The sequence below is a fragment of the Aeromonas dhakensis genome (assembly GCF_000820305.1).
Lineage (GTDB): Bacteria > Pseudomonadota > Gammaproteobacteria > Enterobacterales > Aeromonadaceae > Aeromonas > Aeromonas dhakensis.
The window spans coordinates 78,851-91,985 of the sequence record NZ_CDBH01000051.1 but is presented as its reverse complement, the minus strand read 5'-3'; the positions used below and the strand labels follow the sequence as shown (position 1 = coordinate 91,985).

Below are 13,135 nucleotides of genomic sequence, written 5' to 3'. Positions count from 1 at the left end.
CTGGTGCGCACCATGAAGGTGCCCAGGATCACGATCCAGACCAGCGGGGGAAAGGGTGGCAGGCGCATGGGAACTCCTTGTCGCGCAATGGTGGCTGATCCGCAGGGAAATCATTCAGTGGTATCAAAAGAAACCCACTTGCACAATCCCCTTCTGAAAAAATCCACCCGGAGGGCTGTCCGGGGCCGAGCGGCGGGTGGCCTTGTGATCAGGAACGAGTCGGGGTCGCCGCCAGCCATCCCTGCCCTCTCCCCAGCCTGCACCCCAACCGCCAGAAAGAGCGAGGCCCCACACTGCGGGGCCTCGTGGTGTGCAAGCCGGCGCTACTCGATGGGGATGCGGTGGGGCGCCGGAGTCATCGCCTGCTTGGGCAGTTGCAGGGTGAGGATGCCGTTGTCGAAGCGGGCGACCACCTGCTCCGGCGTCACCTCCACCGGCAGTTCGACGGTGCGCGATACGCTGCCGAAATAGCGCTCGCTGCGCAGGGTGCGCTCATCCTGGCTCTGGCTGTCGTGCTGGCGGATCTCCGCCTTCAGGGTCACCAGCTTGCCGTGCACATCCACGTGGATGTCCTCCTTCGCCACCCCGGGCAGCTCCGCCTGCAGCAGATAGCCGCCGTCGCTCTCCTTGAGGTCCAGCTTGATCTGGCTCGGCAGCGGATCCCCGTGCAGGGGCCGGATGTAGAAACCGGAGGCCATGTCGTGAAACAGGTCATCAAACAGACTGGTACGGCCTGGTAGCAAACTCATTTGATTCCTCCTTGTGGTCACTGGATGGTCGAAGGCAGGCCCGCGGCCCGCCTCTTTTCAGTCTAAAAACCGGCGTGGGCGCCGCCAGTGCAATCCAGCGCCCGCTTGACCGGGATCAAGGGCAGCGGCGGTTTTTTTCAGGCCCGGCGCCCCCTTGCCAGAGGAAAAACGGCGGCGGCATGGATGTTCAATTGCCTGTCTGCGCGCTTTGGTGGCACACTTCTGTTATCCGCCCGTAGCGCCCTGACCAGACAGATGCAGACACCGGAATCCGAGCCAGAGAAAAAAGCCCCACCCAAACCGAAGCGCATCCTGCTGGTCAACGAACAGCGCTCCTTTCAGGTGATGATGAAGGCGATGCTGATCAACATCGGCATCAGTCGCATCACCTATGTCAACTCGGCCGAAGAGGCCAGACGGCGCTGCCAGAAAGAGTCCTTCGACATCTACCTCATCGATTACGAGCTGGGGGTTGGCGAGAACGGTCGTCAGCTGCTGGAGAGCCTGCGGGATCAGAAGCTCATCCCGCCCCAGAGCGTGGTGATCATGGTGAGCGGCGACAGCTCCCGCGCCATGGTGCTGAGCGCGCTGGAGGCCGAGCCCGACGAATACCTGATGAAGCCCTTCTCCCAGGAGCAGTTCTCGTTTCGCCTCAAACGTGCCCTCGCCCGTCGCCAGGCGCTGGAGAGCGTGTTCAGCGCCCTCGCCGAGGAGAACCTGACCACCCTGCTCGCCGCCTGCGCCGAGCGGGCCGATGCGGTGCCGCGCTTTGCCAACTTCTGCCGCTGTCTGCAGGCCGATACCCAGCTCAAGCTGGGCCAGGCCAAGGAGGCCCGCAGCCTGATGCGCCAGCTGCTGGCCGGCCAGGAGAACAGCTGGGCCCGGCTCACTCTGGGCAAGGCGTGCCACACCCTGGGTCTGCACGAGGAGGCGGTGAGCCACCTGCAGGCGACCCTCAAGAACACCCCGCTGATGGTGGAGGCCCACCTCTGGCTGGCGGAATCCCTGCTGGCGCTCGGCAATGACGAGCAGGCCCAGCAGGAGCTCAAGCGGGCGGTGGATATCTCGCCCCAGTCGGTACAGCTCTCCCGCCGGCTGGCGGAGGTGTGCCTGCTGCGCCACGACTACGCCCAGGCCAAGGACGTGCTGCTCTCTCTCATCGACCTGTCGCGCAACTCGATCCACCGCACCCCCCACTATCTGGGGGCCTATATCCAGGCGCTGACCCTCTACGCCCTCAACAGCAACGACATCTACCACATCGCCAACCTGCAAAAGCAGGTCAACTCGGCTCTGTCGCGCATTCGCGATTCGTTGATGATGGCGGAATTCAACTACCCGGTGTTCGAGCAGATCTGCCAGGCCCGGGTGCAGATCGCCCTGGGGGAGCTGCTCAAGGGCAAGAAGATGCTCTACCGCGCCAACCAGAACTGGCTCGATCAGCCGGCCACCATGCCCCCCAGCCTGCTGGGCGAGACCATACTCGCCCTCTATCAGCTCGGTGAGTTCGAATATGCCGAGAGCCTGCAGGCACTGCTGGCCGAAGACGAGGATCGGCTGCTCACCACCTGCATCCAGGCCACCCGCGACGACAAGACGGTGCTCGAGCGCCGCCAGCGCTACCAGCAGCTCAACGAGCTGGGCATCAAGGCCTATCAGTCCGGCGAGCTGGAACAGGCGCTCGGCCACTTTCGCGAGGCGCTGCGCCGGGCACCCGCCAATACCGGTGCCGCCCTCAACAAGATCCAGGTGCTGCTGCAGCTGATGCAGAAGAATCGCAAGAGCCCGGAGTTTGGCGCCGAGTGCAAGGAGACCCTGGAGGTGCTGGACGGCATCCCCCTCAACCCGGCCCAGCAGGACCGTTTTCGCAAGCTGCGTCAGGAGTTTACCCAGCTCAGCTGACCCCGCTCGCCGGCCGCTCGCCTATGCTGATACTGACTCGGCAAGGGGAGGAGACGGGCGATGGCCATGTGTCGATATCTGGTGGCGGATGGCCGCCACTGCAGCGAAGAGGCGGGGGAGCATGATCTGTGCCGCTGGCACGATCCCCATGGCCAGCATCAGGATCCCCACACCGCCCGCGAGCTGGAGCACTACATCCACCAGGGCGGCCTGTGCCACGGCCTGCAACTGGCCCGCGCCAACCTGGCCGGGCTCAATCTGGTGAAGAAGGGCGCGCCGCACGGCTTTCTGCTGGAGCAGTGCAACCTCTACCGTGCCAATCTGCAGGGGGCTCACCTCTACGGCCTGCGCATGAAGGGGGGCAGCCTGATGAAGGCCGATCTGAGCGACGCCAACCTGCACTGCGCCACCCTCGACGACGTCAACCTGCTCGGCATCCGCTGGCACAACACCCGCCTCGACAACCTGGATACCGGCAAACGGCTGATGCAGGACAGAAAGGGGCGCCGCGAGCGGGACCCGGCGCAGGCCCGGATCTGGTTCAAGGAGGCCGAGGAGACCTACCGGGATCTGCGCAAGGCCTCGGAAGCCCAGGGCATCTTCACCATGTCCGGCCGCTACATCCAGCAGGAGCTGACCATGCGCCGGCTGCAGCTGCCATTCTGGTCCGGCCGCCGTTTCACCTCCTGGATAGTCGATCTCTTCTGCGGCTACGGCGAGGCCCCCATGCGGGTGGTGCTCTTCTCCCTGCTGCTCATCTTCATCTGCAGCCTCTTCTACTTCTTCTTTGGCCTGAGCTTCAACGGCAACCACCTCGTCTATCGGCCCGGCGCCCCTTTCGAGCAGAACGCCATCTTCCTGCTGGAGTGCCTCTACTACAGCGTGGTGACCTTCACCACGCTAGGGTACGGGGATTTCACCCCGGTGGGGCTATCGCGGATCTTCGCCGCCTTCGAGGCCTTCACCGGCAGCTTTACCCTGGCGCTGTTTGTGGTGGTGTTTGTCAAGAAGATGACCCGCTGACAACCTCTCACGACGGCTCGTGAACAGGTTACCGAGCAGCTGCGCCAGTCACAGCCCCCGAACTTGCATCCACGGCGGATTCCTAGTCCAATAGCCACTTATAAAAATGACATGAGCATCCCGGACATGAAGATCATCTCTTTCAATATCAATGGCCTGCGAGCCCGTCTGCACCAGCTGCAAGCCATCATCGACAAGCATCAGCCGGATGTGATCGGCCTGCAGGAGATCAAGGTACACGACGAAGCCTTCCCGCTGGCCGACGTGGAGGCCATGGGCTATCACGTCGAGTTCCATGGCCAGAAGGCCCACTACGGGGTCGCCATCATGAGCAAGCAGAAGCCGGTCAAGGTGGAAAAAGGCTTCCCCACCGACGATGAAGAGGCCCAGCGCCGCATGATCATGGCCACCTTCGAGCGCGAAGACGGCTCCCTCATCAAGGTGATGAACGGCTACTTCCCGCAGGGGGAGAGCCAGGATCACGAGACCAAGTTCCCGGCCAAGCAGAAGTTCTACGAGGATCTGCAGCACTACCTCGAGACCAATCACACCCCGGGCGATCAACTGGTGCTGATCGGGGATATGAATATCTCCCCCACCGATCTCGACATCGGCATCGGCGAGGCGAACCGCAAGCGCTGGCTGCGGGATGGCAAGTGCTCCTTCCTGCCCATCGAGCGGGAATGGATGGAGCGGCTGAAAGGGTTCGGCCTGACCGACACCTTCCGCGCCGCCAACCCCACCGAGTGCGAGCGTTTCTCCTGGTTCGACTATCGCTCCAAGGGCTTTGACGAGAACCGCGGCCTGCGCATCGACCTCATCATGGCTTCCGACGCTCTCAAGGACAAGGTGACCGAGACCGGCATCGACTACGAGCTGCGCGGCATCGAGAAGCCCTCCGACCACGCCCCCATCTGGGCCTGCTTCGCCTGACAATGACAACTGAGGGGGCATTTGACGCCCCCTCTGTGACCAAGCCCCCACTTCCCCCGTTTTTTCCTTCTTATAATTTCTCCCTGAGCCCTCGCATCCGGGCAACGCCACGCCGAAAGAGGCCTGCGGGCTGACACAGACTGTCGCTGGCCCCTCGCCCCCATGCCGCCAGATGCAAACAACTTTCACTGCCGAGCAGCTTGGGTTCAATATTCGTGCTTTATCATTAAAAAACTGTCAGTAATCCAATAAGTTAAATTTGTAACCATGCAGTTAACCATGTTCATGAAGAGAAAGGGTGGGCGCGGCAATCGTGCACCATCCCACAGGAGTGTGATGATGAAGGTGCAATCCGTCAGGGAAGAGATGTTCAAGCGCGGCTGTATCGCCCTGGCACTGGCCAGCGCACTGACCGCCTGTGGTGATGAACCCGCCGCCGGTGCCCAGGCACTGCCAGCGGTGCCCGTGGTGGTGGCCGAGGTCAAACTGACCGACGTGCCGCTGACCACCGAGATGGTGGGCGAGACCGCCGGCTTTCGCGAAATTGACGTGCGCTCCCGGGTGAGCGGCATCCTGCTCAAACGCACCTACATCGAAGGGCAGCCGGTCACCGCCGGTCAGGCGCTGTTCCTGATCGACCCCGAGCCTTACAAGGTGGCGCTGGAGCAGGCCAAGGGCACCCTGGCCCAGGAGCAGGCGCGCCTCAACAAGGCCCGCGCCGACCGCGATCGCATCATCCCGCTGTTCAAGCGCCAGGTGGTGAGTCGCAAGGACTATGACGACACCATCGCCAACTACGAAGCCGCCGTCGCCAGCCACCAGGCCGCCCAGGCCAAGGTGAAAGAGGCCGAGCTCAACCTCAGCTACACCCAGGTCACCGCCCCCATCAGCGGCATGGCGAGCAAGAGCTCCCAGTCCGAGGGGAGCCTCATCTCCACCAGCGGCGAGAATGGCCTGCTCACCACCATCACCCAGTTCGACCCGCTCTACGTCAACTTCTCCTACTCGGAGCAGGATCGCCTCAACTTCGATAATGCGGTGAAGCAAGGGTTGATTGAAGCCAAGGACGCCACCAACTGGCGTACCCACATCCGGCTGGCGGACGGCTCCGTCTATCCCCAGGCGGGCAAGCTCAACTTCTCCGACAGCCGGGTCGACCCGGCCACCGGCACCATTCGCGCCCGCGCCATCTTCGACAACAAGAACGGGGTTCTGCTGCCCGGCCAGTTCGTGCGCATGACCATCGATCTGGGCACCCGCAAGAACGCCATCGTGGTGCCGCCCCGCGCCATCGTCCAGTCTCAGGCCGACCGCATGGTGATGGTGGTGGATGCCGACAACAAGGTGGTGCCCCGTCCGGTCAAGCTGGGGTCGGTGGTCGACAGCGGCGTATTGATCGACAAAGGCCTGCAGGCCGGCGATCGCTACATCGTCGAGGGGCTGATGAAGGCTCGTCCCGGCGCCGTGGTCAAACCGGTTTCCGCCGAGGAGATGAAGGCGATCAACGCCAAGATCACCCAGGGTGCCGCTGGCAAATAAGGAGCCCCCATGTTTTCCAAGTTCTTTATCGAACGCCCCATCTTCGCCAGCGTGATTTCGATCATCATAGTGCTGGGCGGGATGGCGGCAATGCGCGCGCTCCCGGTGGAGCAGTATCCCCAGATCACCCCCGCCGTGGTCTCGGTGACCGCCTTCTACCCGGGTGCTACCCCGGAGGTGATCTCCCAAACCGTGGCCGCCCCCATTGAACAGCAGGTCAACGGGGTCGAGAACATGATCTACATGCAATCCGGCTCCGCCTCCAACGGCCAGATGAACCTCAACGTCTACTTCGACATCGGGGTCGATCCCGATCAGGCGACCATCGACGTCAACAACCGGGTCTCGGCCGCCATGGCCCAGTTGCCGGAAGAGGTGAAGAAGCAGGGGGTGACGGTGCGCAAGAAGTCCACCTCCATCCTGCAGGTGATCACCCTGCAGTCCCCCAGCGGCTCGTTTGATACCACCTATCTGTCGAACTACGCCCTGCTCAACATCATCGACGAGCTCAAGCGTATTCCCGGCGTGGGGGACACCTCCCTGTTCGGCGGTACCGACTACGCCATGCGGATCTGGCTGCGCCCGGACCGGCTGGCCCAGCTGCAGCTCACCCCGAGCGACGTGATCGGCGCCATCCGCGAGCAGAACACCCAGTTCGCGGCGGGCAAGATCGGCTCCCAGCCCACCAGCACCCCCACCGACTTCACCTACACGGTGCAGACCAAGGGGCGCCTCGATGACGTGAAGGAGTTCCAGAACATCATCATCCGCGCCATGCCGGACGGCTCCAAGATCCGGGTCAAAGATGTGGCCCGGGTCGAGCTCGGCGGCAAGGACTACGACGTGCTGGCCCGCGCCAACGGCAAGCCGGCCATCGGTATCGCCACCTACCTGCAACCGGGTGCCAACGCGGTGGCGGTGGCCGATCAGGTGCGCGAAACCATGGATCGCCTGCAGGGCCGTTTCCCGCAGGACGTGGAGTACCAGATCCCCTACGACACCACAGAGTTCGTGAAGATCTCCATCGAGGAGGTGGTCAAGACCCTGCTCGAGGCGATCGTGCTGGTGTTTGTGGTGGTCTACCTGTTCCTGCAGAACTTCCGCGCCACCCTGATCCCCTGTATCGCAGTGCCGGTGTCGCTCATCGGTACCTTCGCCGGCATGCTGATGCTGGGCTTCTCCATCAACCTGCTGACCCTGTTCGGCATGGTGCTCGCCATCGGTATCGTGGTGGATGACGCCATCGTGGTGCTGGAGAACGTCGAGCGGATCATGAGCGAGAAGAAGTGCTCCGCCAAGGAGGCCGCCATCCTCGCCATGCAGGAGGTCTCCGGCCCCGTGGTCGCCATCGTGCTGGTGCTCTGCGCCGTGTTCCTGCCGGTCGCCTTCATGGGTGGCATGACCGGGGTGATGTACAAGCAGTTCGCCATCACCATCGCCGTGTCGGTGGCCATCTCCGGCCTGGTGGCACTGACCCTGTCGCCGGCCCTGTGCGCCATCCTGTTGAAAGAAGGCCACCACCAGCCGGCCCGCTTCTTCGTCTGGTTCAACAATGCCTTTGACCAGCTGACCCGCCGCTATGTGCGCGGGGTGGCCTTCCTCAACCGCCGGGTCGGCGTGGCCTTTGGCATCATCGCCATCATCCTCGCCAGCAGCTATGTGCTGTTCCACAAGGTGCCGGGCGCCCTGGTGCCGGACGAGGATCAGGGTTATCTCATCGGCTCCGTGATGCTGCCCGATGCCGCCGCCCTGACCCGTACCCAGGCGGTTGCCAATGATTTTGACAAAATGGCCATGGCCAACCCCAGCGTGAAGGACGTGGTCACCTTCTCGGGCTTTGACATCCTGTCCGGCTCCATCATCAGCAACCGAGGCCTCACCTTCATCACCCTGAAAGACTGGAAAGAGCGTCAGGGCGAGGGGCAGGACTCCTTCTCCCTGGCCAAGACCTTCCAGGGGATGAGCCTGATGGGGCTGGCCGATGGCTTCACCGCCACCTTCAACCCGCCTCCCATCCAGGGCATGTCCACCACCGGCGGCCTCGAAGGCTATCTGCAGAACCGCGGCACCGGCGACGTGCACGCTTTCGCGGGCGAGGTGCAACGCCTGATCGATGCCGCCAAGCAGCGCCCGGAGTTCGCCAGCGTGAGCACCACCTTCCGCGCCAACGTGCCCCAGGTCTACCTGGATCTCGACCGCGAGAAGGCCAAGGCGCTGGGGCTGCCCATCAACGCCGTGTTCGACACCATGCAGGCCACCTTCGGCCAGGTCTATGTCAACGACTTCAACCAGTTCGGTCGTACCTACCGGGTCCAGTTGCAGTCCGAGGCGGACTACCGTGCCAAGAAGGATGACATCCGCAACGTCTATGTCCGCTCCAACAGCGGCGAAATGATCCCCCTCACCAGCCTGGTGACGGTGCGCGATGCCACCGGCCCCGAACTGGTGGAGCGTTTCAACATCTTCCCGGCCGCCAAGATCATGGCCCAGCCGGCGCCAGGGGTAAGCTCGGGTCAGGCCATTGCCGCCCTGGAGGAGATCGCCGCCCAGACCCTTGGCAACGACGCCAAGCTGGAGTGGACTGGCGCCGCCTACCAGGAGAAAGCGGCCGCCGGCAGCGCCGCCACGGCGTTTGGCTTTGGCATCGTGATGATCTTCCTCATCCTGGCCGCCCAGTATGAGCGCTGGAGCCTGCCGTTCGCGGTGATCACCGCCGTGCCGTTCGCCCTGTTCGGCGCCCTGCTCGCCACCTGGGCCGTGGGGCTCACCAACAACGTCTACTTCCAGATAGGTCTGGTGACGCTGGTGGGGTTGGCGGCCAAGAACGCCATCCTGATCGTGGAGTTCGCGGTGATGAAGCATGAAGAAGGGATGACCCTCATCGAGTCGGCCCTCGAGGCGGCGCGCCTGCGTTTCCGCCCCATCGTGATGACCTCGCTGGCGTTTATCCTCGGCTGTGTGCCCCTGGTCACCTCCAGCGGCGCCGGTGCGGCGAGCCGCCACGCCCTCGGCTGGCCGGTCATCGGCGGCATGCTGGCGGCGACCTTCATCGCCATCTTCTTCATCCCGCTCTTTTTCCGCCTCATCATGCGGCGCTCGGAAAAACGGGCCTGACCACTCAAGTCACGCTGACCCGGCCCCTCCCTCATGGAGGGGCTTTTTTTATCGTCACCGTTCGCCGGCAAGAGAATACATAGCCGGCTACCTCCCAACGCGACGAGTCAGGCCTCAGAACTGGTGCTGCACCCCTATGCTCAAGAAGTTCAGGTAGCTGTTGTGGTAGGTACCTGACAGCTGGGGGCGACCTCCCCCCTGTTGCTCCACCGCCATGTCGCCCAGCCAGGCCAGGGTATAACTGGCTTCCAGCCTGGTGGCTGGTGTCAGCTGATAGCTGGCCCCCAACCCCCAGCGCCAGCTCTCGCCCAGCGGGAGGGTAACAGTGCGGTGCACGTCGTCCACGGCACTGCTGTCATAGCCGATGCCGCTGCTCAGGCGCAGGGCCGGCGTCACATCAAACTGGGTGCCCAGGCTCAGGTGCCAGGTGTCCTGGTATTGCATATCAAAGGTTCGGCTCTGCTGTCCCGACGCGAGATCCACCTCGCCAAAGCGGGACCACTGCTGCCAATTGGCACTGGCCAGCAGGGCCCATTGCGGGTTGAGCTGGTGATAGCCACTCAGGGTCAGGGTCTGCGGGATCATCATCTTCACCCCCAGCCCGGCCCCATTCAGCCGGCTCAATGGCTGATCGTCCAGCACCCACTTCAATTCGGAGAAGTAGCTCAACCCGATGCGGGAGTCGTGATCCAGCTCGTAGAGCACCCCGAAGGAGGCGCCATATGCCCAGTCGCTGTCGGAAAATGCCTGACTGGTTGCACCGTTCGGCGTCATGTCCAGTGAGGCCTCAAGCGCCCCATGCATGGCGATCAGGCTGCCCCCCACCGACCAGTGGTCATCGACGCGATACGCCAGGCTGGGAGCAAAGGCGATCCCGATCAGCTTGGCGGACTGCACATAGCCACGCCCCTGCCACCCCTCGCCATAATCGATCCCCAGACCGTGGCTGCCGAAGAGTCCGAGGCCGGCGACCCACTGCTCATCGAGGGCGTGGGTCAGATAGAGGCTGCCGAGCGGGGCGCTCTGCAGGGCATTGCCGCCGTTGTTGCCCCCCTGCTCCAGATCCAGCTCGAGGTCGCCATATACAGCGCCGCCATTGACCTGCAACTGGGTGCCTGCCAGCCTGGTCATGCCGGCCGGATTGCTGGCGATGGTCTCCGCCCCCTGGGCGCGGGCGGCCGCCCCTGCGTTGGCCAGGGCACTGTTGGCCGCGCTGGTTTCATACAAGGCAAGGCCGCCGGCCATGACAGAGGGACTCAGCAAGGCTGCAAGCATCAGCGCCAGCCATCGTTGCTGCATATCGTTACTCCCGAACAATGAACTGGATGGAGACTCGCCAGAGAGACGGCTCAACCCCCCGGTTTGATGCCCTGGCAACTTCTGACCGGTACGCATCCTAACGAGAGAAGAAGCTGGCTTCATTAGGGTTGGCTATACGCCATCGTTAAGTGGCGCTTAACGATTCATCAAGCCCCTCTCTGACACGGCCGGAGCCATTGACCTTCTCCTCAAGGCAAGGTTTACAGTGTCCCCAGTCATTGTCAGGATTTTCCCCATGCTCTCATCGAGATTGCCCACAGAACGCATTGCCCGGCTGCTGCTGGGGCTGATGCTCGTCTGCAATCTCACCCTCTGCATCGGCTGGCACGGGCTGGATGCCCTCAACGCCGCCATGGCGCAAGAGCATCAGACCATGAGCAGCAGCGCCATGCAGGGACTCTCCTGCCACGGGGCATCCCAGGATGCCGGGGCACCAGATGCCGCCAGCCAGGAGTGCCAGATGCACGGCGGGCTCACCTCGAGCAGCAGCCCTGGCTTGCCGCTGCTGGCCGCCCTGCTGACCCTGCTCGCCCTGCCGCTGTTGCTGCTGCCCCTCGGGACGGCCGGCAGCGGGCTGGACAACTGGCTGCGGGATCCCTTCCTGCGATCCCGCGGCACCCACCCTCCCTCCTGGCCGCGCCGACACCTGATGCTGTCGGTGCTGCGCCACTAGAAAGCACTTCTCTCGGGGCGGCCCTTGCCCGTTGCCGCCCACCTTGCCTGACCCTGTGTCGCCGGCTGACCCGGCCATGGCACAGGGAGCCGTGCGCACGCTGACCATTCAGCCGCGCCCAGTTTGCCGCCCGGACTCTGGTGATGCCTTGCCTGCACACCCCCTCCGGCGCTCTGACAGAAGAGAAGAAGTATCATGTCATTTGCCCCGATCCCCGGCCCCGTGGCCAAACACGGCCGCCCCGCGCCTCTTGCCCACTGCGCCGACCTGCCCCACCCGTCCCGGACAGGAGGTGTGCGATGAGCCGGACCCTGCTGCTATCCACCCTGCTGCTCGCCCTCGGCGCCGGTGGCGGCTACTGGGCCGCCAAACAGACGGACGGTGGCGCCACCGCCAGGGAGAAGACGCCGCTCTACTGGGTCAACCCCATGGATCCCCGCGACAAACGCGACGGCCCCGCCAAGGACAACATGGGGATGGACTTCATCCCCGTCTATGAAGAGAAGCAGGGCGGCTCCCCCGGCACCGTCACCATCAGCCCCGAGATCCAGCAGAACCTGGGGGTGCGGCTGGCCAAGGTGGAAAAACTGCCCGTCCACCAGCAGATCGAGACGGTCGGCTATGTGGGCTATGACGAGGAGCGCCTCGAAGCCATCAACTCCCGGATGGCGGGCTGGATCCGCAACCTCGCCATCAAGAACGAGGGGCAACAGGTCACCAAAGGCAGCTTTATCTACGATCTCTACGCCCCGGATCTGGTGAACGCCCAGCACGAATACCTGCTGGCCCTCAACACCACCAATCCCCTGCTGCTGCGCGCCGCCGAGGGCAAGCTCAAGTCCCTTCAGGTACCGGCGGATCAGATAGCGGCCCTCAAGCGCACCCGCAAGGTGCAGGAGACGGTGCGCATCTACGCCCCGAGCAGCGGCTATGTCTCCGAGCTCAAGGTGCGGGAAGGCCAGTATGTGGAACCCGCCGCGCCCCTGTTCAACATCAGCACCCTCAAGCAGGTGTGGGTGAGTGCCGAGGTGTTCGAGCGCCAGGCGGCCCAGATCAAGGTCGGCGATCCGGTCACCATGACCCTGGACTATGCCCCCGGCCGCCGCTGGCAGGGCCGGGTGGACTACCTCTACCCGACGCTCGATGCGAGCACCCGTACCCTGCGGGTCCGCCTGCGCTTTGACAATCCGGACGAGTTTTTGAAACCCAACATGTTCGCCAAGGTGAGCATCGGCACCGGCAAGGGGGAACCCCGCCTGGTGGTGCCGAGCGAAGCGGTGATCCGCACCGGCAGCCAGGACAGGCTGGTGCTGGCGCTGGGGGATGGCAACTTCAAGTCGGTGGCCGTCACCCTGGGCCCCCAGTTTGGTGACAAGGTCGCCATCGACGAGGGGGTCGAAGCCGGTGACAGCATAGTCAGCTCGGCCCAGTTCCTGCTCGACTCCGAATCGGCCATCGATTCGGACTTCCAGCGCATGACGGCGGTGCGTCCCATGCAGGTGTGGACCCAGGGCCAGGTGCAGAACATCGATCTCGCCGGGCGCACCCTCGGCATCTCTCACCAGCCCATCCCCGAGTGGCAGTGGCCTGCCATGGAGATGGACTTCGCCGTGGCCGACGGCGTGGACCTCAGCCAACTGAAGCCGGACCAGACCCTGCATCTGCAGGTGGAGCAGGAGGGGGACGAGTACCGCATCATCCAGATCCATGTGGAAGATAAACCGGCCGCGGGCGACCCCATGAAAGAGGCCAAGGGCGAGATGACCAGCATGGAAGGCATGGATCACAGCCAGCACCAGATGGGGAACAAGTCATGATCCCAGCCATGCTTCGCTGCGTTGAGCACAAACCCAACCTGCTGCCAGCCCACCGAATGAGAGGT

9 protein-coding genes are annotated in these 13,135 nt (G+C 63.7%); 7 read left to right on the top strand and 2 right to left on the bottom strand.

The annotated features are described in order from the left end of the window. Positions 1-323: 323 nt before the first annotated feature. A complete protein-coding gene (locus tag BN1143_RS15300; RefSeq protein ID WP_042051231.1) occupies positions 324-749 on the bottom strand; it encodes an Hsp20/alpha crystallin family protein in 426 nt (141 codons plus the stop codon). A 255-nt stretch (positions 750-1,004) separates the two neighbouring features. Between BN1143_RS15300 and BN1143_RS15295 the strand changes: the two genes are divergently transcribed. From BN1143_RS15295 to BN1143_RS15275, 5 genes are all read left to right on the top strand, one after another. Next, positions 1,005-2,651, top strand: a complete 1,647-nt coding sequence (locus tag BN1143_RS15295) for a tetratricopeptide repeat-containing response regulator (protein ID WP_010633387.1) — start codon at positions 1,005-1,007, stop codon at positions 2,649-2,651. A 60-nt stretch (positions 2,652-2,711) separates the two neighbouring features. Beyond that, positions 2,712-3,674 carry an ion channel gene (locus BN1143_RS15290; RefSeq protein WP_042051230.1) on the top strand — a complete coding sequence of 321 codons (963 nt, stop codon included), beginning with the start codon at positions 2,712-2,714 and terminating at the stop codon, positions 3,672-3,674. Between the two features lie 126 nt (positions 3,675-3,800). Further along, a complete protein-coding gene (xthA, locus tag BN1143_RS15285; RefSeq protein ID WP_005302963.1) occupies positions 3,801-4,607 on the top strand; it encodes an exodeoxyribonuclease III in 807 nt (268 codons plus the stop codon). A gap of 339 nt (positions 4,608-4,946) precedes the next feature. Continuing rightward, positions 4,947-6,146, top strand: a complete 1,200-nt coding sequence (locus tag BN1143_RS15280) for an efflux RND transporter periplasmic adaptor subunit (protein ID WP_017784850.1) — start codon at positions 4,947-4,949, stop codon at positions 6,144-6,146. A 9-nt stretch (positions 6,147-6,155) separates the two neighbouring features. After that, positions 6,156-9,260, top strand: a complete 3,105-nt coding sequence (locus tag BN1143_RS15275; protein ID WP_017786317.1) for an efflux RND transporter permease subunit — start codon at positions 6,156-6,158, stop codon at positions 9,258-9,260. A 114-nt stretch (positions 9,261-9,374) separates the two neighbouring features. Here the strand turns inward: BN1143_RS15275 and BN1143_RS15270 are convergent, their stop codons facing one another. Beyond that, complete coding sequence (locus tag BN1143_RS15270) at positions 9,375-10,559, bottom strand: OmpP1/FadL family transporter (protein ID WP_042051229.1); 1,185 nt, start codon at positions 10,557-10,559, stop codon at positions 9,375-9,377. 256 nt (positions 10,560-10,815) lie between these two features. On the opposite strand from BN1143_RS15270, the gene BN1143_RS15265 reads away from it, so the two are divergent. Beyond that, the gene (locus BN1143_RS15265) at positions 10,816-11,253 is read left to right on the top strand and encodes a hypothetical protein (RefSeq protein WP_042051228.1); all 438 of its coding nucleotides are present in this window, start codon (positions 10,816-10,818) and stop codon (positions 11,251-11,253) included. Positions 11,254-11,552: 299 nt separating this feature from the next. Beyond that, positions 11,553-13,070: an efflux RND transporter periplasmic adaptor subunit gene (locus tag BN1143_RS15260; protein ID WP_042051227.1), complete on the top strand. Its 1,518-nt coding sequence runs from the start codon at positions 11,553-11,555 to the stop codon at positions 13,068-13,070. The last annotated feature ends 65 nt before the right edge of the window (positions 13,071-13,135 follow it).

Bases quoted from the DNA above. Each gene is read 5' to 3' on its own strand.
- xthA (WP_005302963.1), top strand. From the start codon at position 3,801: ATGAAGATCATCTCTTTCAATATCAATGGCCTGCGAGCCCGTCTGCAC.
- BN1143_RS15300 (WP_042051231.1), bottom strand. From the start codon at position 749: ATGAGTTTGCTACCAGGCCGTACCAGTCTGTTTGATGACCTGTTTCAC.
- BN1143_RS15260 (WP_042051227.1), top strand. From the start codon at position 11,553: ATGAGCCGGACCCTGCTGCTATCCACCCTGCTGCTCGCCCTCGGCGCC.
- BN1143_RS15275 (WP_017786317.1), top strand. From the start codon at position 6,156: ATGTTTTCCAAGTTCTTTATCGAACGCCCCATCTTCGCCAGCGTGATT.
- BN1143_RS15280 (WP_017784850.1), top strand. From the start codon at position 4,947: ATGAAGGTGCAATCCGTCAGGGAAGAGATGTTCAAGCGCGGCTGTATC.
- BN1143_RS15295 (WP_010633387.1), top strand. From the start codon at position 1,005: ATGCAGACACCGGAATCCGAGCCAGAGAAAAAAGCCCCACCCAAACCG.
- BN1143_RS15265 (WP_042051228.1), top strand. From the start codon at position 10,816: ATGCTCTCATCGAGATTGCCCACAGAACGCATTGCCCGGCTGCTGCTG.
- BN1143_RS15290 (WP_042051230.1), top strand. From the start codon at position 2,712: ATGGCCATGTGTCGATATCTGGTGGCGGATGGCCGCCACTGCAGCGAA.
- BN1143_RS15270 (WP_042051229.1), bottom strand. From the start codon at position 10,559: ATGCAGCAACGATGGCTGGCGCTGATGCTTGCAGCCTTGCTGAGTCCC.